The organism is Pseudarthrobacter niigatensis, assembly GCF_030812615.1.
GTDB lineage: Bacteria > Actinomycetota > Actinomycetes > Actinomycetales > Micrococcaceae > Arthrobacter > Arthrobacter niigatensis.
This window is the reverse complement of record NZ_JAUSTB010000004.1, coordinates 249217-272021: the sequence shown is the minus strand read 5'-3', so window position 1 is coordinate 272021 and position 22805 is coordinate 249217. Positions and strand designations below refer to the sequence as shown.

Here is a 22805-nt window from a genome sequence, read left to right as displayed (position 1 = left end):
TCCGGGGTGCGCGTATTGCCCCCGCATGGTGGTGGGAAATCAGTGCTGTTCCGACTGGCGGCGGAGGAAATCGATGGTGGCGGCAATGGCCCGTTCCGCGGCGCCGCTGTTGCCGTCCGGGCTGGCCCACATGTGGTCCGCACCATCCAGCAGGAGGAGTTCGACGGCGTTGCCCGCGCCTTCGAGCGCCGCGGCCAGCGAGGTGGACTGCTCCACGGGGACGAAGCGGTCCGCCGTTCCATGGATGAGGAGGAAGGGCGGGGCGCCTGCGTGGACGTAGCCGAGGGGGCTTGCGGCCCTGGCCTTGTCCGGGGCGTCGGCGGGCTGCGCGCCGATCAGCAGTGCTTCGCGGGAACCGGGGTCATCCGCCCGGGCTACGGCGTCCGGCCGTGCCTGTCCCCCCATCCGGAGCAGGTCAGTGGGCGGGTACCAGGCCACGACGCCGGCAACTGAGTCGTCACCGTCCGGCCCGTCGTTGCCGCCCCGGCCTGGAAAGTCCGGGGCCCCCGCGGTCAGGCCCACGAGGGCGGCGAGGTGGCCGCCGGCCGAGTCTCCCCAGGCGTAGATGCGGTGTGGGTCCACGCCGTATTCGGCCGCGTGGCTGCGGAGCCAGCGGACGGCCGCCTTGGCGTCCTCCAGCTGGGCAGGAAACGTGGCACCCGTGCTGAGGCGATAGTCGGCAGAGGCCACCACGAACCCGGCATCTGCCAGCTGCCCGATGGGGCTGAGCCCTAAACCGTCAACAGCGGGGCCCAGCGAAGACCGCTCCCCCGTCCGCCAACCGCCGCCGTGGAAGTGGACCACCGCCGGCCGGCCGCCCGGGTGCGTTTCTCCTGTGGGAAGGTAGAGGTCCAGCAGCAGCGGCTCCGCGTTCTGTGGCCGGGCAAACTCGATCCCCTTGAGGATCTGCCGTCCCGTCATCGTTGACTCCATGTGTGGCGCGCCGTTTCTGTGCTGTGTTGGCCGGACTGCTGAATGGGCTGGGCGGGCCCGCAACGGGACCCGCATCCATGGATTCAACTCTGTGGCATGGGCAGGGATGCACGCGCTGGCAGTTTCACTGATTGAAACTGGTTCGCCCGGAACAGGGCGCTGGGAAGATCCGGGTGCGCCGGCGGTTGCACGGGCAGGCGGCCCGGGAGCTGCTGAGGGTTCCCGCAGCTGGCGCTTAGCTGACCAGGACCTGCGTGGCGGATTCCTTCAGTTTGCCGTTGGCCCATTTCATCTGGCGGATGGTCTGCGGGTGGCACTTCTGTGCCAGGGCCAGCAGGTTCTTGTCCTTCATCCCCTGGGCGGCCTGGGCCAGCAGTTCCCAGTCGGCTGACACCCCGCAGGCCTTCAGGTAGAGCTCGCGGAGGTCGCGCAGCAGCAGCATCCCGGTTTCGGGGCGCCTGCCCACCATCTCGCTGCCCTTTTCCCTGATGGTTTCCATTAGCCCTGCCTCGCCGCGGGGCTCCGGGTCCAGGTTTTGGCCGTAGTTTTTGGCGATGTCCGCGATGTCCCGGACGTGCTGCTGCGACCAGCGTGCCAGGTCCCGGGCCAGGTGGTGGATCTCGTGGTCTACCTTGTGCCGCTCGGAGATGACCAGCAGGTGGTGCGCCAGGTCGTTCTCGGAGCGGTGCATTTCCTCCAGTACCAGCCCGAATTTCATCGTGCCCCTCCTGCCGTTTCGGTGGCCTCGCCAGTTTCGGTGGCCTCGTCCGCCAAAGCGGTGGGTATGCCCTTGGTCCTGGCGTCTTCCGGGAAGTACCCGGCAGGTGCCGATGCCGTGGTGGTGGGCGCCGGAGCGGGTCCGTCGCCGCCGGAAACGCGGGTGATGCGGGCGGCCGCCGTTTTGAAGATGGGCTGCTTGGACGCCGCGTCCCAGTCGGTGATGGTCAGTTCGTTCGCAGCCCTGCCGGCCCCGTCCGGCTGGTGTCCGCCATCGGTGTCCCAGTAGCCGTAATGGAAGGGCAGGAAGAGGACGCCGTTGCGGATGCCGCTGATCCGCACCTTGGCACGGACGGACCCGCGCGGTGTCTCCACCTCCGCAAGGTCGCCTTCGGCAATCCCGTACGCGCCGGCGTCGTCTGCTGACAACTCAACCCACACGTCGGGCGCGGCAGCCTGCAGCTCAGGTGCCCGCCCGGTCTTGGTGCGGGTGTGGAACTGGTAGAGCGTGCGGCCGGTGATGAGCTGGAGCGGGAAGTCCTGGCTGGGCAGCTCGTGCGGCGGCATGTATTCGGCGGCCTTGATGATGGCCTTGCCCTCGGGGTTCAGGGCCTTGTACTCCGTGGGTTCCACTGGCGCACCGGTGATGAGGTCGCGGCCGTAGGTTTCGCAGTACCCGGGGTGCGCCCAGAACTTCCCGTCAGCGTAGATGCGTTCCGTACCGTCCGGGTTCTCCTCGTTGCAGGGCCACTGGATGCCTGAGCCGCCGCGCAGTTTGTCGTAGGTGATGCCGGTGTAGTCGCAGGGCCTGCCGCGGGTGCATTCCTTCCAGGCTTCGAAGGCCGATTCGGGGTCGTGCCACTTGATCAGCGGCTGCCCGTCCTTGTCCTGCAGGCCCATGCGGTGGGCGTAGTCGATGAAGATCTCCAGGTCCGGCCGGGCCTCGCCCGGCGGGTCAACGGCTTTCTCGGAGAGGTGGACGGTGCGGTCCACGTTGGTGAAGGTCCCGGTCTTTTCGCCCCAGGTGGCGGCGGGAAGGACGACGTCGGCCAGCTGGGCCGTCTCGGAGAGGAAGATATCCTGCACCACCAGGAACAGGCGGTCCTGTTCCAGGATGCCGCGGATGCGTGCCAGCTCGGGCAGCGAGACGGCAGGGTTGGTCCCGCTGACCCACAGCATCCGGATGGAACCGTCCTCCGCGTACCGCATCATCTGCATAACGTGCGTGGGCGGGGAGTAATGCGGGATGGACATGGGATCGACGTTCCAGACCCGGGCCAGGTCCTGGATGTGCGCGTCGTTGGACCAGTTCCGGAAGGCGGCAAGGTCGCCGTCGGCCCCGCATTCGCGGGTGTTTTCGGCAGTGGGCTGGCCGTTCATTTGCAGGATGCCGCAACCGGGCCTGCCGAGCATTCCGCGAATGATGTTGACGTTGTTGACCTGGACCGCTGCTGCGGTGGCCTGGTTGGACTGGTAGAAGCCCTGCAGCACCGTGGACAGCAGCCGCTCCGCGTGGCCGATGATGCCGGCCGCCTCGGTGATCTGCTCTTCCGGGACACCGCAGATTTCCGCCACGAGTGCCGGCGGGTAGTTCTTGACCTCATTTTCGAGTTCGGAGTACCCCACGGTGTGCGCCTGGATGTACTCCTGGTCCACCCAGCCGTTGGTGATGATCTCGTGCAGGATGCCGTTCATCAGGGCCACGTTGGTGCCTGGCCGCGGCGCCAGGTGCACGGTGGCGGCCCTGGCCACGGGCGTCATGCGCGGGTCCACGCAGATGATCTTGGGCGGGTTGGCGCCGGCCAGCCGGTCGAGCATCCGGGTCCAGAGGACGGTCTGGGTTTCGGCGACGTTGTGCCCGTACAGGGCGATGACATCGGCGTGGTCCACGTCCGTGTAGGAGCCGGGCTGCCCGTCGCAGCCGAAGGATTCCTTCAGCGCCTCCCCCGCCGTCGCCGTGCACAGCCGGGTGTTGCCGTCCACGTGGTTGGTGCCGATGCCGCCGTGCGCCAGCGTGCCCAGGGTGTAGTACTCCTCGGAGAAGAGCTGGCCGGTGGTGTAGAAGCCGAGGGCGCTGGGGCCCTGTTCCGCCAGCAGTGCCTTGGACTTGTCCACGATGCGCTGCATGGCGGTGTCCCAGTCCGTTTCCACCAGCTTCCCGCCCTCGCGGATGAGGGGCTTGGTGAGCCGGTCCGGGGACGCGTTCGCCTGCCAGCCGTACAGGTCCTTGGGGCCCAGCCGGCCATGGTTGACGCGGTCTACGGCCCGTCCCCGCACGCCAACGATTCTGTTGTCCTTGACCGCGATGTCCATGGCGTCGCCGTTGGAGTGCAGGAGCGAGGCCGTCTGGACCCACCGGTCCACGTCCTCCGGAGCCACTCCTTCGGCCAGGTGGGTGTCCACCCTGACGGGCCAGTCACCGCCGCTGCCGTACGGTGTCCTTGTCCCCCATGGTTCAGCTATCCGGTCGATCCGAGCCATCTGTCCATCTCCTTACAGGAACTGGCGGACAGCGTCGAAACAGCGCTGTCCCTACCGGATCCTGTACCCGGAATGGCGGGCCGGAAACGCGCCCCTTAGGCCTGCGTATCCTGCAGCGGCCGCCGGGCGAGCCAGGCGGCCACAATGGCACCGGAGATGTTGTGCCAGAGCGAGAAGACCGCGGACGGCAGTGCAGCCAGCGGGGTGAAGTGCGCGGTGGCGAGCGTCGCCGCCAGGCCGGAGTTCTGCATGCCCACTTCGAAGGCGAGGGCGCGGCGGGCCTTGTCATCCAGGCGGCCCAGCTTGCCGGCCAGGTAGCCAAGGCCCAGCCCGAAGCCGTTGTGCAGCACCACGGCAAGGAACACGATGGCCCCGGCGTCGATGATCTTGTTGGCGCTGCCGGCCACCACGATGGCCACGATCAGGGAAATCACGACGGCGGACGCCCACGGCAGCGCGGGCAGCACCTTGGCGACGAGCTTCTTGAGGAAGACCCGGGCGAGGAGGCCGGCGACCACCGGCAGCAGCACGGTCTTGACGATGTCCAGGACCATGCCGGCGGCGTCGATCTGCAGGTAGGAGCCGGCCAGGAACAGGACCAGCAGCGGGGTGACAATCGGGGCGATCAGGGTGGAGACCGAGGCCACCGCCACGGAGAGGGCAACATCGCCCTTGGCCAGGAAGGCCATGACGTTCGAGGCTGTGCCGGAGGGGGCGCAGCCCACCAGGATCACGCCGACGGCCAGTTCGGGCGGAAGGTTGAGGGCTCCTGCGATCAGCCAGCCGGCGCCGGGCATGATGACGTAGTGCGCCACGATCCCCAGGGCCACGGCCCACGGCCGCTTGGCTACCGCGGCGAAGTCCGGCGGGGTCAGGGTCAGGCCCATGCAGAACATGATGATGCCGAGCAGGTAGGGCACGCTGGGGGCCATGGGCTTGAAAAGGCCGGGGAGCAGGAACCCGAGGATGCCTGCGACAACCACCAGGATGGGGAACACTGTCACCGCGATGCGGGCGATTTTGCTTTCCGCTTCGAGCGCGGGGTTGACGGGTGTCCCGTCCGAATTCTGGGGTTTAGTTGCCTCAAGCATCCAATCATGGTGGCACCGGCTGGTATGGTTCCGCCAATTGATGACCGTGAACGGTAACAACGGCGGAACCATACCGGCGGCAGTCCCGGAGGGGGTTCCGCCCTTAGAGCTGTTTCCGGAGCTCCATCTTTCGGATCTTGCCGCTGGCGGTACGCGGCATCTCCTCCACCACCACCATTGACTTGGGGATCTTGTAGCGGGCAAGCCTGCCGTCGAGGAAGCTGCGCAGCTGCTCCGCAGTCAGCGATTCCCCCTCCCGCAGCGTCACGATCGCTTGGGGGACCTCGCCCCATTTGTCATCCGGGACGCCGATGACGGCGACGCTGCCCACAGCGCTGTGCTCGGAGATGACCGCCTCCACCTCCGCCGGGTAGATGTTCTCCCCGCCGGAAATGATCATGTCCTTGAGCCGGTCAGAGACGAACAGGAAGCCTTCCTGGTCGCGGTAGCCCATGTCGCCCGAGCGGAACCAGGCGCCGTCCGCATAGCTGGCGGCTGTGGCCTCCGGCCGGTTCCAGTACTCCTTGATGACGTTGGGCCCGGAGATCTGGATTTCCCCCACCTCGCCCGGTTCCACCGTGCCGCCCATGGGATCGGCGATCCGGACGTCGGTGAAGAAGTGCGGCAGTCCGGCCGAACCCGCCTTTTCCCGCGACCGGTCCACGGGGAGCATGGTGACGCCGGGGGCTGTTTCGGTCATGCCGTAGCAGCTGGTGAAACCGATGCCGCGGTCCTCGTACGCGTCCAGGACCCGGCGGGGAATCGCTGAGCCACCGCAGGTCAGCTTGTCCAGGGAGCTGAGGTCGGCCGCCGCCCAGCCCGGATCTTCGCAGAGCAGCTGGAACGTGGTGGGCACTCCGTTGAGGGTGGTCACCTTGTGGTTCCGGATGAGTTCCAGGACCCGGGCGGGATCGAATTTCGCCTCAAGGACCACGGTGGCCCCCTTGAGGAGCATCGGCAGCAGCCCCATGTCCAGGGACGCCACGTGGAACAGCGGCGAAATCATCAGCGCCACGTCGTTGCGGTTCAAGTCCATGTCCACAATGGTGTTGATGCAGTTCCACGTGATGTTCCCGTGCGTCAGCAAGGCGCCCTTGGGTTTGCCCGTGGTGCCGGAGGTGTACAGGATCATGGCGCCGTCGTCGTGGCCCACCGGCACGTCGATGGGTTCGCCGGCTGCCCCCTGCAGCGCCTCCCCGTAAGACACAACCACTGCAGAATGTTCGACGGCGGCCGGTGACGTGGCGGCGGAAGGTTCCGCCCCGCCGTCGGCCGTTACGACCATGCGGTGGGTCACCGCCGTTCCTTGCACAGCAGCGGAGGCGGAGGCCTCCAATGCGCCGGCGTTGACCAGGAGCCGGGCTCCGGAATCCTGGAGCTGGAACTGCAGCTCCGGCGGTGCCAGCCGGGTGTTGAGCGGGACGAAGATGGCGCCGAGGAGGCCGCAGGCGAAGAACGTTTCCACGAACGAAGGGTGGTTCTCCCCCAGGTAGGCCACCCGGTCCCCCTTGGCCACTCCGCGGTCGCGGAGCGCGTTGGCCAGGCGGTCCGTCCGTTCGGCGAGCTCTTCGTAGCTCAGGGTGCCCGCTGCTGACAGCAGGGCCGTCTTGGCGCCCGACTTGCGGCGGCGGCGCTGCAGCCAGGAGCCAACTCCGTTGTTGTCCATGGTTCTCCTAACGGACCGTGGTGAGGTCGTTGTTCTTAGATTCCCGCGTCAGGGCGATGAAGACAATCGAGACCAGCGCCATGACGGACAGGAACACCACCACCGGGAGGATGCTTTGCCCGGAGTCCTTGTAGAGGCCGGCGATGATGCCCGGCGTGAAGCCGGCGCCGATGAGGGTGGCCAGCTGGTAGCCCACCGCGGCACCGGTGTAGCGGGAGGTGGTGCCGAACTGTTCGGACACGAACGCTGCCAGCGGCCCGTAGAGGGAGGAGTGCAGGATCAGCGCCACAGTGAAGGCCACGAACACCATGGCAACGTTGCCCGAGCCAAGCATCCCGAACATCGGGAAGAGGTACGCAATGAACAGCGCCAGGCCGGTGATCATCACCGGGCGGCGGCCGAAGCGGTCCGAAAGGCGGCCGCCCAGGAGGACGAAGACGATGGAAATGGCCGAGGCCCCGGCGAACGCGTAGAGCACGCCCTGCTGCGGTGCACCCTTGGACACGGCGTAGGTCACCGAGAAGGTGGGCAGCACCACCTGCAGGCCGAACCCGGCAGCCCCGGCGAACATGATCATGATCAGTGCCTTGGGCCGGCGGAGCACGTCCAGCAGCGGGATCTTGCGCTTGGCGCCCTGTGCTTCTTCCTTGGCCACGGCCTCGGCGAAGATGGGGCTTTCAGAAACGCGGAGGCGCACGAACATGCCCACGATCAGGAGCACGAAGGACAGCAGGAACGGCACCCGCCACCCCCAGGCCAGGAACGCGTCCTGCGGCAGGGCCGAGAAGGCACCCATCACCAGGGTGCCCAGCACGGCGCCGGTGGGCGCGCCGGCGTTGACGAACGACGCCGCGAAGCCGCGCCGTTTCGGGTCCGCGTGCTCCAGTGCCATGAGGGCGGCCCCGCCCCATTCACCGCCGACGGCGATGCCCTGGCAGACCCGCAGCAGCACCAGGATCACGGCGCCCCACGGCCCGATGACGCCGGCGCCGGGAATCAGGCCGATGAGGGTGGAGGCGATGCCCATCATGGCCATGGAGATGATCAGCATCCCCTTGCGGCCCACCTTGTCACCAAAGTGTCCGAAGATGATGCCGCCCAGCGGCCTGGCCACGTATCCGGCGGCAAAGGTGGCGTAGGCGGCCACGACGCCCACCCATTCGTCCGTGCCGGCGAAGAAGACCTTGGGGAAGGCCACCGCTGCGGCCGTGGCGTAGAGCAGGAAGTCGTAGAACTCGATGGTGCTGCCCAGATAGCTGGACAGGATGACCGTGCGCGCTTCCTTGCGCTTGGCGGCCGTGCCCGCAGGTGCGAGCGTGGTGTGTCCGGACATGGCTGTTCCTAAAGACGGAGGAATGTGGGGTTTTTGGGGTTGCCTGAGGCGGCGGCGCCGGGGGGCGCCGCCTGGGGTTGGAACTGCTGTTACTGGTGGAAGTGGCTTATTTGCGAAGCGGCTTACTTGTAGAAGCGGGCAAGGAATTCGGCGACGACGGCGGGGCGTTCCTGGCCTTCGATCTCGATGGTGGCGTTGACCTTGATCTGGGCGCCGCCCTTGACCTCGGTGACGTCGGCGATGGTGGCCTGCATGCGGACCTTGGAGCCGACCTTGACCGGGGAGGTGAAGCGGACCTTATCCAGGCCGTAGTTGACCTTGGTGGTGACGCCTTCCACGTCGAACAGCTCCCCCCAGAACGGGATGATCAGCGAGAGCGTGAGGAAGCCGTGGGCGATGGGGGCGCCGAACGGGCCGTCCTTGGCGCGTTCGGGGTCGGTGTGGATCCACTGCTGGTCGTCCGTGGCGTCCGCGAACTGGTTGATCTGGTCCTGGGTGATCTGGCGGTAGTCGGTGGTGCCGAGGTCCTTGCCGGACAGGGTGAGCAGGGTGTCGAAATCGACGACGAGATTGGGCATCGTTGCCTCCTGGCAGTTCTTTGTTGGTTGGGGAAGTAGTGGTTCAGCGGGTGAAGGCGCTTTCGCCGGTGAGGGCGCGGCCGATGATGAGGGCATTGATCTCGTGGGTGCCTTCGTAGGAGTAGACGGCTTCGGCGTCGGCGTGGAAGCGGGCGACGCCGGCGGCGAGCGTAATGCCGTTGCCGCCCACCACCTCCCGGGCCAGCGCTACGGTGTCGCGCATGAACAGGGATGTCTGCATCTTGGCCAGGGCCGAGTCCTGGTCCCGGTAGATGCCTTTGGCCTGCTGCTCGGTGAGCCTGACCACCAGGGACAGGCTGGCCGTGACGTTGCCGAGCATGCGGGCCAGTTTCTCCTGGACCAGCTGGAAGGAACCCAGGGGGCGTCCGAACTGACGGCGCTCGTTGACGTAGGCGAGGGCTGCCTCGAAGGCGCCGGTGGCGATGCCGGTGGCGATCCAGGCGACGTCCGAGCGCATGGCCCGGAGCATCGCCGCGACGTCCCTGAAGGAGCTCACGTTGTGCAGGCGCATGGCCTCGGGGACGCGGACACCGGTGAGGGTGATGTGGGCGTTCTGCATCATCCGCAGTGCCGTCTTCCCGTGGATCTTCTCCAGCGTGACACCGTCGGCTGTCCGGTCCACCAGGAAGGCCTTGACCTGCCCGTCCGCGGTGTCGCGGGCGAATACTGCGAGGACGTCCGCGGTGGCGGCGCCGCCGATCCAGCGTTTGGCCCCGTCAAGGATCCAGCTGCCGTCGGGCTGCCGCCGGGCGGTGGTGGACAGGCCGCCGGCGATGTCCGATCCGGATTCCGGTTCGGTCAGCGAGAACACGCCCTTGAGCGAGAAGTCGATGACTTTGGGCATCCATTCGGCCTGCTGTTCCGCCGAGGCGCCCACCCGGATGGCGGTGCGGAACAGGCCGGCCTGGGCGGTGTACCAGGTGGCCAGCGAGGCATCGGTGCGGGCAAGTTCGAAGATCCGGAAGCCCTGGTAAATTCCGCGGGCGGGCCCGTCTTTGGTGAGTTCCGCAGGTTCCATCAGGTCGAGGTCGATCAGCGGCCGGGCGAGCTGCTCCGGAAATTCGCCGCGTTCCCAGTACTCGGCCAGGAGGGGCCTGGCTTCCGCGTCCAGGAAGGACCGCAGCCGGGACAGGACCTGGCGTTCTTCCGGCGTGAGGAGGGACTCGGCGTCGTACCAGTCCGCTGCCTCATAGAGCCGGGCACCCGGGCCGGCCTCCGCCGTCGTCAGCGTGCCCATCTCAGGCCCCCAGCCCGAGGAGGCGGACCGCGTTGTCCTTAAGGATCTTTGGCCGGACCTCGTCCTTCAGGGGCAGGTCCGCGAAGGCACCGAGCCATTTCTGCGGGGTGATCAGCGGGAAGTCGGTGCCGAACAGCACCTTGTCCTGGAGATAGGAGTTGGAGGCCTTCACCAGCGATTCCGGGAAGTACTTGGGCGACCAGCCGGAGAGGTCGATGAAGACGTTGGCCTTGTGCGTGGCGATGGAGTTGGCCTCGTCCTGCCACGGCACCGAGGGGTGGGCCATGATGATCTGCAGGCCGGGGAAATCCGCGGCCACCGCGTCCAGCAGCAGGGGGTCGGAGTAGGCGAGCTTGATGCCGTACCCACCGGGAAGGCCTGCGCCCATGCCGTTTTGCCCGGTGTGGAAGATGGCGGGCAGGCCGAGTTCCTGGAGGGTTTCCCATAGTGGGTAGAAGCGTTCGCTGGACGGGTCGAAGCCCTGCAGGGACGGGTGGAACTTGAAGCCGCGGGCGCCGAGTTCTACGGCCTGGTGCTTGGCCCCGGCGATGGCGTCCTCGCCGGTGCGCGGGTCCACGCTGCCGAACGGGATCAGGACGTCGTTGTTCCGGGCGGCGCCGGCGATGAGTTCCGGGATGCTGTTGGGTTCGTGCTTGAGCTGGGTGCGGGCGTCGACCGTGAAGACGACGGCGGCCATGTTCAGTTCGCGGTAGATGTCCGCGATCCGATCCAGGGACGGGGTGCGGTCCTCGGCCTTGAAGTATTTTGCCGAGGCTTCGGTCAGTTCCTCCGGCAGGGAGCCGTGTCCGCAGCTGTCCACCTCAAGGTGGACGTGCATGTCGATGGCGTCGAGCTTGGCCGGGTCGACGCCCAGTTCGTAGCGGTCTGCCATGGTCAGCGGGCCTCGGCGGGCTGTGCGGGCTTCAGGTCCTCCGGCAGTGGGAGGAATTCCTCGCCGTAGCTCTGCAGCGTTTCCGCGGTGAACAGCTGGCCGGCGTTTTCCTGCAGCGCCTCGTAGCTCCAGCCGCCCTCGCGGTATTCGGTGGTGGCCGGTTCCGGGTGGGTCCAGACCTGGAGCCGGTCACCGCCGGCTCCGATCGCCTGGCCGGTGATGGTGGCTGCCTCGTCGGAGGCGAGGAAGGCAACCAGTCCGGAGACGTCGTCGGCCGTTCCAAAGCCCAGGTCGTGGCGGAAGAAGGACGGCATGGCCTCGCCGCGTTCGTCGGCCTCCACGGCTTTCTGGAAGTAGGGGACGGTCTTGGTCATGGCGGTGGCAGCCACGGGGATGACGCTGTTGACCGTGACGCCGGCCTTCTTCATTTCCAGCGCCCAGGTGCGGACCATGCCCACGATCCCGGCCTTCGCCGCAGCATAGTTGGTCTGGCCGAAGTTGCCGCGCTGGCCCGTGGGCGAACCGATGGTGATGATGCGGCCGGCGACGTTGTGTTCCTTGAAGTACGCGTAGGCCTCCCGGACGCAGGTGAAGGTGCCCTTGAGGTGGACGTTGATGACCAGGTCGAAGTCCTCGTCCGTCATCTTCAGCAGGGACTTGTCCCGCAGGATTCCGGCGTTGGTGACCAGGATGTCCAGGCGGCCGAACGTGTCGACGGCTCCGGCCACCAGCGCCTTGGCGGCGTCCGTCGTCCCTACCGGAACCACCACCGCGGTGGCCCGGCCGCCGTCGGCCTCGATCTGAGCGACGGCCTGCGCGGCCGTGTCGGCGTTCACGTCGTTGATGACGACGGCGGCACCCTGGCGTGCCAGTTCCCTTGCGTAGGCGAGCCCGAGGCCCTGCCCGCTGCCGGTGACGATTGCAACCTTGCCGTTCAAGCTCATGGCCTGCTCCTTCGCATGCGCCGGCCGAAGCCGTTGGGGTGGTCCCACTGCGGTGTGAGATCCTTGTTGAAATCAATGAAATTACGGATCATTGAAAAAGTCAACGATTGTTTTTTACACCGGAGTTGTGATGGCCACCTTGGGCACCGAAGTTCAGACCCCCCGCCTTGCGGCAGCCAGGATCGGCAGTGACGTGGGCCTGCTGCTCGCCAAGCTGCACTCCGCCGGCTCGGTGCTGAACAACAAAGCCCTGGCTGACTTTGGCCTGCGGGAGCGGTCCTTCTCCATCCTGACGCTGGCGTGCAGCGGGCTGGAGCCCACGCAGCGGGAACTGGCGGATTTCCTCAGCCTGGACCCCAGCCAGGTGGTCACCCTCGTGGACGACCTGGAACGCCGCGGCCTGGTGGAACGGGCGCAGGGCAAGCAGGACCGGCGCGCCAAGATCATCGTCTCCACGGCCGAGGGCCGCAGGATGCATGCGAAGGCCCGCACTGCCATGGACGAGGCCGAGCTGGCCCAGTTGGCCGGGCTTTCCGAGGAGGAGTCGCAGGAACTGAAGCGTCTGCTCCGGAAAGCGCTGTGGGGCGCGGCGGAGTAAGCGCCGGACTCCACGTGACGGCAGCCCCGTCACCGGGTCAGCGAACGATGAAGACGGCGATCTTCACCGAGTCCGGGTAGCGCTCGCCGGTGCCCACCGCGACGATATGGTTCAGCCACCCCCACGCCTCGGAGGCGGTGGAAAACCTCAACGAGCAGCGGAAGTAGATGGCGTCCGGATCCACTGCGTCACCCCGGTTCAGCCGGGCGATGTCCGCCGCGGAGCCGTAGCGGAGGGCGCTGTTGTGTACATGAATCAATGCCCCGTCCTCCGCCTCAACAACGTAGCGGGCATCGAGTTCGGTCAGTTCCGGGCTGTGGAGGGTCTGGAAATCCGCGCCGCCGGGCAGCACCGTGCCGCTGAGGGCGGGCCCCGTCATCAAACCGCCGGTGATCGGTATGATCCTGCGGTGTCCTGTGGGAGCCGGGCCGACGTCAATGGGTGTTTCCACCATGACACGCAGCTCCGTCAGGAACTCCAGGGGCGGCGGTACACGAGTGCTCACAGCAGGCCAACCGACAGGCGGCTGGGGTGGGAGGAACCAACATGGATGCGCTGGTTGGCGGTTACGGCAACTCCCGATTCGTAGGCGAGCTTGCCGGTGTTAAGGTTCCGGTCCCAGCGCGGGTGGCAGCTTGAGGTGACCTGTACGCGCAGCCGCTCCCCCGGAGCAAAAGTCAGCGCCGTCTCCCAGAGGGAGATGGTGTACTCGTAAACCCGGTCCGGCTCGATGGCAGAGGGCGGGCATCCCTCCTTGAACAGCCCGGTTTCCGCATAGGCATCGCGCCAGGACGCCCGGACAATGCCGTCGGCAATGCCCAGGGAAACACCGTCCGCCGACACCTTGCAGAGCCGGACAACCCAGTCCGTGTCCACGGCGCTGGATGATGCGAACAACGTTGCGGTGACGGCACCGAAAATGGTGGTGGCCTCGGTGAAGGGCTCCGTGGTGAAGACGGCGACGTCGGCCCGCGCCTCCACGGCGTCCTGCCGCGCCGGTCCCGCAGGAAAGGCGCCGGCCAGCATGGTGGCCCCCCCGGTGGTGGGGACCGCGTCCAGCGGATCGTAGGCGTACTGAACGTTTCCGTCCGCACCCGCCTGGTCCAGCAGCTCCCCGCCGGCGGAGAGGAACCACGACCTCTGCCCTGAGGGAACCGGAAGTTCATCAAAGCCGCGCCAGCGGTTCTCGCCCAGGAAGTACACCAGCACCGGGGGGACCGCAGCGATGGCCGCTTCGTCCTCCTTGAGGACGGCGTCGAACCAGGCCGTATGGAGGGACGACAGATCTCCTCGGCCATCGACGATGCCGGAGGACGCGGCCGCGCCGAAGTGGATGTCCGGGTACCCGCCGGTGAGGTTGGTGTGTGTCCACGGACCCAGGATGAGGCGGGGTTCCATACCGGGGAAGGTCTTGCTGAGGGCCGCCTGGCGGCGGTACTGGTCCAGCGTGTTGGGGGCGAAGATATCGAACCAGCCGCCGATGTGCAGCGTTGGCAGCGGCACCGCCGCATCGGAAGCGGCATCCCACAACCGGCAGAAATCACTCCCCGGCCCCTCCCCCGCCGACGGAATGACCTCGCTGCGAAGGAAGGTGCCCACTCTGGGCTCCAGGTCCCGCAGCGGCAGGACGCCGTAGCAGGAACCATCAGCAAATCCAGCGTCCAGGGCAAGCCATTCCTGGAGCTCTTTCGCGCGCCGCTCGGGATCGTCAGCATGTTCCCGCATCAGTTCATTGAGCGAAATCGAGGCATGGCCCCAGGCCAGGCGGCTGCCCAGCTCATGGGCGCCGCCCCGGTACAGCGCGCCGTTGTTGGCGTTGCCGCCCGCCGAGACCCCCGGGGCCAGGGCCTTTAGCCCGGCCGGGGCGTACCGGGCTGCACGCCACTGGGTTTCCGCGAAGTAGGACCGGCCCCACATGCCCACGCGGCCGTTGGACCACGGAAGGCGCGCGGCCCACTCCACCGTTGTGGCGCCGTCGGACGCTTCATTGACCGAGGGCTCAAACCTGCCGTCCGAGCCGAACCTGCCGCGGCAGTCCTGCATCACCACCACGTACCCGGCCGCCGCAACGGTCAACGGATTGAAGTAGGCCGAGTTGACCGCCAGGTCCCGCCCGTAGGGAGTGCGCGTGAGCAGCACCGGGAAGGTGCTGCCCGGCGCGTCCGGCCGGTAAACGGTGGACCGGAGGATGGTTCCGTCGGTCATGGTTGCTTCAACATCGCCGTCGACGACGACCGGGTAGCGCACGTGCGTGCCTTTCGTTTGGGTGGGGGGTGGCTTGGTGCTCAGGCGGCCTGGACGGGCCGCTTGCCGAGATCTTCGGTCCTGGTCCGGTAGGTCTCCTTAACCCACACGGCGGTCACGAGGGCGGAGACCAGGCAGCAGGCGGCCGTGAAGACGGCAACGGGCAGCCACCCGTCGGGGCCGGGCCGGACGATGGCGGCGGCAATGGCGGGAGCAAAGCCGGTGACGACGAGCCCCAGCTGGGAGGCAGTGGCTGCTCCCGTGTAGCGGATCCTGGTCTCGAACATTTCCGCGGTCATGGATGGGCCGAGCGGGTTGACCATGCCGTAGCCGACGGTCATGAAGAGGATGGCCGTGGCGAAGATCAGCGGGATGGAGCCGGCGCTGATCGACCAGAAGAAGGCAAAGACAGCCCCGGCGCAGACGATGTTGCCCGTGATGAACACCGGTTTACGTCCGATCCGGTCCGCCAGGATGCCGGCGTACGGCTGGACGATGATGCCCAGGGCCGCGGTGACGATGGTGACGGTGAGCATGACGGCCGCGGGGACTCCGAGCTTGCCGGCGTAGGCCAGCCCGAAGGCAGCGAACACCGAGGAGACCACGCTCCACAGGCCGAAGAGGATCACCTTGAGGATGGTGGCCCAGTGGTCGCGCAGGACCACCTTGATGGGCAGTTCGTGCTTGTGGTCCTCCTCCTTGGCGGCCTCGAACACTTCCGATTCCGGGAGGCGGAGACGGATGTACAGGCCCACCGCGACAACCAGGATGCTGGCAAGGAACGGCAGGCGCCATCCCCACGCGAGCAGGTCGTCCTGGGGCAGGAGCGAAACAGCAAGGAATGCCAGCGACGCCAGCATGATGCCTGCCACGGCTCCGGTGTTGACCCAGCTGGCGTAAAAGGCCCGTTTGTGGGTGGGGGCGTGTTCCATGGTCATGGTGACGGCACCGACTGATTCGCCGGCCGCCGAGGCTCCCTGCAGTGCGCGCAGGAGCACCAGCAGGACCGGCGCGGCGGCACCGATGGCGGACACCGGAGGAAGGCAGCCGATCAGGAACGTGGCCACTCCCATGAGGACCAGCGTCAGGACCAGCATCTGCCGGCGCCCGATCCGGTCGCCGAAGTGGCCAATCACGCCGGCAGCCAGGGGCCGCACCACGTAGCCGATACCAATGGTTGCCATGGACAAGACCATCCCGAGGGCGGGATCGATGCCCGGGAAGAAGATCTTGTTGAAGATCAGCGCCGAGGCTGAGCCGTAGATGAAGAAGTCGTAGTACTCGAGGGTGCTGCCGATGAAGCTGGCGACTGCTGCCCGGCGGGCATTCTGCGTGCCCTGTTCGGTGGATGCGGGAAGTGATATGGCGTCCGGGGACAACGGCGTCACCGGGCTGGGACCTGCGGTCATTGCGGATCTCCTGGAAATGATGGGTCAGCAGGCGCCTGCTGGGGACTGTGCGTGCCGGCGCGGGATGTGGCCCGGATCACTGGCTAAATGTTATGCGCTTATCAAGACGACCGTCAACAAATATGCAAAGTAAATTTGCTCCGCTTTGCCTGCCTGCGAAGATGGGGTGTGACTTCTGAGCCGCATCCAATCCCAGGCGGGCCCGCCGAACCCCGTGTTGCCGCCGAGGAAGTCAATTTCCCGCGCCCATCGAAAGGCTCGGCGACCCAGCACCTGGTGGTCACGATGCTGGCGGACTATTGGCGCGACTACACCGGGTGGCTGCCCTCCCGGCTGATTGTGTCCCTGGCTGCGGCCCTGGGCCTCAGCTCTTCCGCTGCCTCAACAGCCCTCAGCCGGCTCGCAGGGCGCGCCGTCCTGGAACAGTCGAGTGCGGGGCGCGCTTCCCGGTACAGGTTCACCCCGGAGGCGAGGGCACGCCTGGAGATCGGGGTGCGCCAGATCAGTGGCTTCGGCTCCGGGGAACGCCCCTGGGATGGCATGTGGACCGTGGTGGCCTTCAGTGTCCCGGAGCGCTCGCGCGAAGTGCGCGAGCTGCTGCGGAGCCGGCTCAAATGGTTGGGGTTCGCTCCGTTGTATGGGGCGGTGTGGGTTTCCGCGTGGGACACCGCCGACGACCTGGAGGATTCCTGCCGCCACCTGGGGGTGGAGAACTACGTCATCTTCCGCACCGCCGCGGAAGGGTTGCGCGGGCGGCCATTGTTGGAGGCCTGGGACCTGGACGAAGTACGCCGGCAGTACACCCACTTCATCAACGCCTACCGCCAGAAAACTGACGCCCTGGCCGGCGAACGCCTCCCGGGGGAAGAGGCCTTTCGGCTGAGGACCGAGGTGATGGACGCCTGGCGGGCGTTCCCTTGGGAGGACCCCGGGCTCCCCCCGGAGCTGCTGCCCCACGATTTCCCCCTGTTCGAGGCGCGCCGCATCCTCGTCGCGCTCTACAACCCGCTACTGGAGGATGCCCGTTCCTACGCGGAGGAGGCTGCGGAGAGGCTGGCACCCGAGGCTGCCGGGCACAGCAGGCCCTTCGTACTGGAGGGCTAAGGCTTCCCTGCCACCCCCTTCATGTCTGCCATGTTCCGTGGACCGAGACAAATAAGACAGACAAATACCCGGTCTCTCCGTCCCGCCATATGATTTATTCATGACCATCCCAAAGGCGGCGTTGTCCCCGGACCTGCATTCGTCGCTGGTCGACAACCTGGGGCTTGCCATTGCCGAGGGAACACTGGCACCGAACTCCATCCTGCGGCTGGACGAACTGGAAACCCAGCACAAGGTGTCCCGATCCGTGATCCGGGAGGCCACCCGCGTCCTGTCTTCCATGGGAATGCTCGAGTCCCGCCGGCGCCTGGGCACGGTGGTCCAGCCAGAGGCGAGCTGGAACCTCTACGACCCTCAGGTGATCCGGTGGCGGCTGGCGTCGGCCAAGCGGCTGGAGCAGCTGCGGGCCCTGAATGAATTGCGCGGCGCCATTGAACCGCAGGCCGCCCGCCTGGCCGCTGAACGGGCGTCACTCGATGCAGCCAGCGACCTTGTCTCCATGGCCGCCCGCCTGTGGGCCGTCGGGCAGCGCGGGGACCAGGACGAATTCCTCCGCCTGGACATCGAGTTCCACGCCGCGGTCCTGAACGCCTCGGGCAACCTGATGTTTTCGCAGCTGCACAACCTCGTGGCGGAAGTGCTGGCCGGGCGGACGCAGCACGGCCTGATGCCGCATCTGCCGGACCACGAGGCGCTGCAGCTGCACGTGGATGTGGCCAGTGCCATCCAGCACCGCGACCCGGGAGCCGCGCTCGCGGCCATGAGCAGGATCGTGGAGCAGTCCACCGAGGAAATGGGCGACATCTGGTCCAGCAGCCACCAGGAAGAAAGTTCCGGGCAGCCCTGATCCCTTGGCCGCGGCTAAGGCCGGCGCACCGCCGCCAGCTGGCCCGCCAGGAACTCCAGGGCCGCCTGCCCTTCCGGCAGCCCGGCCGTGTGGTTGAGGTGGCCGTGCACGGCGCCCTCGGCCAGGAAGTAGGACACCGGAACCCCTGCCCGCTCCAATGCCGAGGCAAACTGCTCGGTTGAGCCGCGGGCGTCGTCGTACTCGCAGGCAAGCAAGGCGGCGGGCGGAAGCCCGGCAGGATCCGCATAGCCGGGCATCGCATAGGACGGCGCCATGCTGACCGGGCCGCCCACGTAGTTCTCCGCCGTCCGGATGCAGTCCTCCAACGTGAACCGCAGGTGCCGCGGCAGCCCGGCCATGGCCTCATCGTCCAGTCCCCCGGCAGGCGCTGGGAGTTCGGCGTCCAGGAAGGGGTAGGCCAGCAGCAGTTTCGCGGGCAGCGGCTTGCCGGCGTCCACCAGGTACAGCGCGGCCCCCACTGCGAGGTTGCCCCCGGCGCCGGCCCCGCCCAGGCAGAGCAGGTCCGGATCCAGGCCGAGGGATCCGGCGTTCTTCCGGGCCCAGAACCACCCTGCCAGGGTGTCATCATGCGGAACGGGAAAGGACACGCCGTTGCGCGCCAGGCGGTAGTCCACGGACAACACCGGCGTCCCCCGGGCAGCGAGCACGCGTGACAGGTAATCCGATTCGGGGCTGTCAATGCTGCCGCTGACAAAGCCGCCGCCGTGCAGCCACACGAGGCCCGGGCTGCCCGGAGCTCCGGGTTCGCCGTAGATCCGTATGCCTACCGGCCCGTGCCGGCCGTCCGCGGCCACCGTGCGGATGGGCACCACGGGTCCGGGCGAGCGCACGGCGTCCGGGTTGAGGAACTGCGGGCCTTCCGGGGTTGCCAGGTACTCCGCGAACCCGGCGTCAGGCGCCTGGCGGTCGTGCCCCGTGCCGGCGGCCGGGGCGGAGTCTGCACGTTTGGTGGGGGTCATGGTGTGCCCAGCTTCCGTGAGAAGTAGTCGACGGCGGTGGCCAGGATGGTGTCCATCTGGTCCTCCGCACCGAAGAAGCAGTGGTCGCCGCCTTGGATGGTGACCACGTCATGCTCCACGCCGGCCTCCGCGAGTGCCGCGGCCAGCAGGTCGGTCTGCGAATGCGGCACCAGCCCGTCGGAGTCACCGTGGACCAGGAGGAACGGGGCGGCGCCGGCATCCACGTAGCTGACCGGGCTGGCCGCGGCCAGCAGCTCCGGATCATCCGAGCCGCCCACCAGCATGTGTTCGGGCTGCAGGGACATGCCCGGCGGCACGGCGGCGGTCAACGCGTCCGGAAACAGGCCGTCGGGCCGCTGCATGGGCGGGATGTCCACCAGGGAGGAAACACCGTAGAAGTCGACGACGGCGCTGACGCTGCTGGAGCGCCCCTGCACGCCGAGGCCGCCCTCCAGGTCCGGGCGGTTCCCGGTCAGCCCCAGGAGCGCCACCAGGTGCCCGCCGGCGGATTCGCCCCAGGCCCCGAACCGTTCCGGGTCGATGTTGAGGTCTGCGGCGAATTCGCGGAGGTACCGGACGGCGGCCTTGAGGTCGTGCAGCTGCGCCGGGAAGGGTGCTTCCAGGGAGTGCCGGTAGTCGGCCGTGGCGCAGGCGATGCCGGCCTGGTTGAGCAGCCGGAAAACGGAGTCCGGCACAAATGTGGGCGGCAGTTCCCGCCGGTCGCCCAGCTGGAACGCGCCGCCGTGCACCCACAGCACCAGCGGCGTGGGTCCGGCAGCGTTGCGGGGCAGCCAGATGTCCAGCTTCAGCGGCCGGAAGCCGAGTGCGCGGGCGTACGTCACTTCGCGGTGGGCCAGGGAACCGTCGCCCACCCGCTCCGGCCTGCCGGGGGCATCGTAGACCGGGAAGGCCGGAACAGTCCGGCCTCCGGGGCGGGAAACGTCAGGGCGGGACGGGTCGAGTACCCCGGTAGCGTCTTCCACTGTCATAGTGTGCTCCTCATCAGCTCAGGTTGGGTGCTGTCCCCGCCGGGTGCGGCCAGGAAAGTATGGTGTCCGGGCCCGACGACGGCTGCCGGCCGGCCGGGCAGCAGCACCTCGGCGGTGGTGCCGGCGGGGATCGTGGCAGTGAGCGTCAGCACGGCGCCGTCCGCCGGGTCCGTCGACACAGCCCAATGCACTTCGATCAGGCCGTGCGGCCCCTGGTGGGAGGTGGATGCGGAGGTGAGTCCGGCGCCGGGGCGGGGTTCGATGACCACCCGGTCCCAGCCTGCGCTTCCGGGTGCCTGGCGAAGCCCGGCCGTGTACCTGTGAAGGAAGGACACCACGGCGCCCTTGCTGTAATGGTTGAGCGACTGGTGCGGGATGCCGTCGCCGTCGATGCCGTTCCAGAGTTCCCATACTGTGGTGGCGCCGCGGTCCACCATGGCCAGCCACGACGGTTCGGAGTCCTGCATGAGCAGTTCGTAGGCGAGGTCCAGTTCGCCGTTGTCAGCCAGGACGGGCAGCAGATAGGGCGTGGCCAGGAAGCCGGTGCCGAGGTGGGTGCCGGCGCCACGGATCAGTTCCGCCAGCTGCGCGGTGACGGTGGTGCGGTGTACCGGGCTGACAAGGTGGAAGGCGAGGGCGCGGACGCAGTTGGCCTGGCTGGCGTGGGTGACATGCCCGGCGGCGTCGAGGTATTCCGTTTCCCAGGCGTCCCGGATGCTTGCCGAAAGTTCCGCCAGCGCGGCGGCCTCCCCGGCGAGCCCCAGGATCGAGGCGATGCGTGCCATCAGGTCCGTGGTGTGCCGGTAGTAGGCGGTGGCCACGATGCCGTTGTCCGCGGTGCGGGCGGCAAACAGGTCCGGTTCCGGGCCGTCCGGCTCCATCCATTCGCCGAAGTGGAAGCCCGTGTCCCACAGGTACTTCTCGTGGGCGGCCGGGAACGGCGCCTGCGCTGCGCGGGCAGCATGCCGCCGGGTTTCGGCGGCCGTGCGGACGAAACCGAGCCAGCGCTTCATCGCCTCCCAGTTCTCGGCGAGGATGGCGGCATCGCCGGTGGCCAGATAAGCCTCCCACGGCACCATCACGATCGCGTCGCCCCAGCCGGCCGAGCCGTTGGTGAAGGCCATGAATTCGGCCGAGGTGGCCTCCGGCCCGGGTGTCGGCGAGATGTTGGCGATGACGCCGTCCTCCCACTGGTCGGCGCGGACGTCGCGGAGCCACTTCCGGGTAAAGCCGGTGACGTCGTACAGGTACGCGGCGGTGGGGACGAACAGCTGCCAGTCCCCGGTCCAGCCGGCCTTCTCGCGCTGCGGGCAGTCGGTGGGGACGTCGCAGGTGTTCCCCAGGAAGCTCCACTCCACAATCCCGTGGAGCTTGTTCAGCCGCTCATCGCTGCAGCTGAAGGTGCCGATGCGCTCCATGTCCGTCCGGACCAGGCAGGCGGTGATGTCCGCCGGTGCCAGGTCCGCGGCGAGGCCCTGCAAGGAGACGTACCGGAAGCCGTGGGTGGTGTGCCGGGGCTCAAAGACTTCGCCCGGGGCCCCGGAAGCGGCGACCGTGTCCACCTGGCCGGCGGCGAGGAAGGCCCCCGGTGAGCGGAAATCATGCGGCCGCAGGTGGTCCCGGGTGACGTCACCGTCCGGCCCCAGGGCCTCGCCGTACTCCAGCGCGACGGTTTCGCCCGGCGCCCCCAGTTGGGTAAGGCGGATCCAGCCGTGGAGGTTCTGGCCGAAGTCCACCACCTGGTTGCCGTTTGGCAGGCGGGTGATGGAAACGGGAACCAGTTCCCCGGTCACGCGGGTGGGAGGGGCCAGGGGGCCGGCCAGCTGTGTGAAGCTGCCGGGGCGGACGACGGCGGCACGCACCCTGGGCGCCTTGCCTCCAGTAGGTGTGCTCCCGGCGTCGTGCGCCCGGAAGTCGACCCGCTGGCCCGCCATGAGGTCGGCGCCGGTGATCTCCGTGGCGGACACCAGCCAGGAGCTGTCGGTGCCGATGACCTGCGTGGCGGTCCCGGACCCCACCTCGAGCTGCGCAAGGAAAGCTGTTTGCGTACCGTACATGTCGGCGTCGCGCGTGTACCCGAAGCTGCCGCGGTACCAGCCGTCGGTGAGGATGGCCCGGATGGTGTTGGCACCCTCGCGGAGCAGGCCGGTGACGTCATAGGCCTGGACCTGGAGGGTGGTGTTGTAGCTGGTGGAACCGGGGGTGAGCTGCTGGTCCCCCACGCGGCGGCCGTTGATGAAGAGTTCGTAGATGCCGTGGGCGGTGGCGTAGGCGCGGGCCTTCTCCGGGGCGGCGTCCAGCGTGAAGGTCTTGGTGAAGGCGTAGCCGGGGCGCTCCCCCGCCCGCGCCATTGCCGGTTCGTCGGCGCCGATCCACTGCGCCGTCCAGTCGGTGGCGTGCAGGAGTCCCAGTTCCACAGGCATGGGCTGTGACCAGCCGGTAGGTGTTTCGTTGCCGGCTTCATCGGTGTTCCAGGTGCGGACGCGCCATTCGAAACGGCTGCGGGAGTCCAGCGCGGGGCCGGTGTACGGGGCGGCGCACGCGGCTGATTCCTGCCTGCCGGTGTCCCAGCCGTTGCTGGCGGTGATCCGGTACGCAGCCTGGGTGGTGCTGCCGGCGGGCGGCGTCCAGCTGAGCCGGGGTGCACTAACGGTCAAGCCCATGGCTTCCGGCAGGTGTTCGGCCCGAAGCCGGGTTGGGACGGTCATGCGGCAGGACTCCTGGATGCGGTTGCTGGGAGT

19 protein-coding genes are annotated in these 22805 nt (G+C 67.8%); 3 read left to right on the top strand and 16 right to left on the bottom strand.

The genetic code is table 11. The features are described from left to right. Positions 1-39 precede the first annotated feature (39 nt). The 10 genes from J2T23_RS08425 to J2T23_RS08380 all read right to left on the bottom strand — a co-directional run bounded on the left by J2T23_RS08425 (position 40) and on the right by J2T23_RS08380 (position 11893). Positions 40-1008, bottom strand: coding sequence for an alpha/beta hydrolase (locus tag J2T23_RS08425; protein ID WP_141183082.1), 969 nt, complete (start codon positions 1006-1008; stop codon positions 40-42). Positions 1009-1168: 160 nt separating this feature from the next. After that, positions 1169-1651: a hypothetical protein gene (locus J2T23_RS08420; protein WP_141183081.1), complete on the bottom strand. Its 483-nt coding sequence runs from the start codon at positions 1649-1651 to the stop codon at positions 1169-1171. After that, entirely contained in the window at positions 1648-4131 is a 2484-nt protein-coding gene (locus J2T23_RS08415; RefSeq protein ID WP_307358895.1) for a molybdopterin oxidoreductase family protein, read from the bottom strand. Before J2T23_RS08415 ends, J2T23_RS08420 begins: the two co-directional genes overlap by 4 nt. Positions 4132-4226: 95 nt before the next feature. Then, positions 4227-5222, bottom strand: coding sequence for a bile acid:sodium symporter family protein (locus J2T23_RS08410; protein ID WP_307358892.1), 996 nt, complete (start codon positions 5220-5222; stop codon positions 4227-4229). 103 nt (positions 5223-5325) lie between these two features. Then, positions 5326-6888 carry an o-succinylbenzoate--CoA ligase gene (menE, locus tag J2T23_RS08405; RefSeq protein WP_307358888.1) on the bottom strand — a complete coding sequence of 521 codons (1563 nt, stop codon included), beginning with the start codon at positions 6886-6888 and terminating at the stop codon, positions 5326-5328. 7 nt (positions 6889-6895) lie between these two features. Beyond that, on the bottom strand, positions 6896-8221 hold the full coding sequence (locus J2T23_RS08400) for an MFS transporter (RefSeq protein WP_141158479.1): 1326 nt from the start codon (positions 8219-8221) through the stop codon (positions 6896-6898). Between the two features lie 122 nt (positions 8222-8343). Then, positions 8344-8799, bottom strand: a complete 456-nt coding sequence (locus J2T23_RS08395) for a MaoC family dehydratase (protein ID WP_141183076.1) — start codon at positions 8797-8799, stop codon at positions 8344-8346. A gap of 43 nt (positions 8800-8842) precedes the next feature. Next, entirely contained in the window at positions 8843-10057 is a 1215-nt protein-coding gene (locus J2T23_RS08390; protein ID WP_307358884.1) for an acyl-CoA dehydrogenase family protein, read from the bottom strand. 1 nt (position 10058) lies between these two features. After that, entirely contained in the window at positions 10059-10949 is an 891-nt protein-coding gene (locus J2T23_RS08385) for an amidohydrolase family protein (protein ID WP_307358882.1), read from the bottom strand. 2 nt (positions 10950-10951) lie between these two features. Beyond that, positions 10952-11893, bottom strand: a complete 942-nt coding sequence (locus J2T23_RS08380; protein ID WP_307358880.1) for an SDR family NAD(P)-dependent oxidoreductase — start codon at positions 11891-11893, stop codon at positions 10952-10954. A 130-nt stretch (positions 11894-12023) separates the two neighbouring features. On the opposite strand from J2T23_RS08380, the gene J2T23_RS08375 reads away from it, so the two are divergent. Then, positions 12024-12491 carry a MarR family winged helix-turn-helix transcriptional regulator gene (locus J2T23_RS08375; protein ID WP_307358878.1) on the top strand — a complete coding sequence of 156 codons (468 nt, stop codon included), beginning with the start codon at positions 12024-12026 and terminating at the stop codon, positions 12489-12491. A 37-nt stretch (positions 12492-12528) separates the two neighbouring features. Here the strand turns inward: J2T23_RS08375 and J2T23_RS08370 are convergent, their stop codons facing one another. Genes J2T23_RS08370 through J2T23_RS08360 form a run of 3 tightly spaced genes read right to left on the bottom strand, consistent with a single transcriptional unit; the run spans position 12529 to position 16144 of the window. Then, positions 12529-12996 carry a DUF3237 domain-containing protein gene (locus J2T23_RS08370; RefSeq protein ID WP_307358877.1) on the bottom strand — a complete coding sequence of 156 codons (468 nt, stop codon included), beginning with the start codon at positions 12994-12996 and terminating at the stop codon, positions 12529-12531. Beyond that, the gene (locus tag J2T23_RS08365) at positions 12993-14738 is read right to left on the bottom strand and encodes a CocE/NonD family hydrolase (RefSeq protein ID WP_307358875.1); all 1746 of its coding nucleotides are present in this window, start codon (positions 14736-14738) and stop codon (positions 12993-12995) included. Before J2T23_RS08365 ends, J2T23_RS08370 begins: the two co-directional genes overlap by 4 nt. A 38-nt stretch (positions 14739-14776) precedes the next feature. Next, positions 14777-16144, bottom strand: coding sequence for an MFS transporter (locus J2T23_RS08360; RefSeq protein ID WP_307358873.1), 1368 nt, complete (start codon positions 16142-16144; stop codon positions 14777-14779). A 168-nt stretch (positions 16145-16312) separates the two neighbouring features. On the opposite strand from J2T23_RS08360, the gene J2T23_RS08355 reads away from it, so the two are divergent. Together J2T23_RS08355 and J2T23_RS08350 are read left to right on the top strand one after the other, a co-directional pair. After that, complete coding sequence (locus tag J2T23_RS08355) at positions 16313-17248, top strand: PaaX family transcriptional regulator (RefSeq protein ID WP_307358870.1); 936 nt, start codon at positions 16313-16315, stop codon at positions 17246-17248. 100 nt (positions 17249-17348) lie between these two features. Further along, positions 17349-18095, top strand: a complete 747-nt coding sequence (locus J2T23_RS08350; RefSeq protein ID WP_141158490.1) for a FadR/GntR family transcriptional regulator — start codon at positions 17349-17351, stop codon at positions 18093-18095. 14 nt (positions 18096-18109) lie between these two features. Here the strand turns inward: J2T23_RS08350 and J2T23_RS08345 are convergent, their stop codons facing one another. From J2T23_RS08345 to J2T23_RS08335, 3 genes are read right to left on the bottom strand one after another with little or no spacing between them, the layout of a single operon-like run. Then, complete coding sequence (locus J2T23_RS08345; protein WP_307358867.1) at positions 18110-19075, bottom strand: alpha/beta hydrolase; 966 nt, start codon at positions 19073-19075, stop codon at positions 18110-18112. Beyond that, entirely contained in the window at positions 19072-20064 is a 993-nt protein-coding gene (locus J2T23_RS08340; RefSeq protein ID WP_141158492.1) for an alpha/beta hydrolase, read from the bottom strand. Before J2T23_RS08340 ends, J2T23_RS08345 begins: the two co-directional genes overlap by 4 nt. Further along, positions 20061-22772: an alpha-L-rhamnosidase gene (locus tag J2T23_RS08335; protein WP_307358865.1), complete on the bottom strand. Its 2712-nt coding sequence runs from the start codon at positions 22770-22772 to the stop codon at positions 20061-20063. The genes J2T23_RS08340 and J2T23_RS08335 overlap by 4 nt, the downstream gene beginning before the upstream one ends. Positions 22773-22805 lie beyond the last annotated feature (33 nt).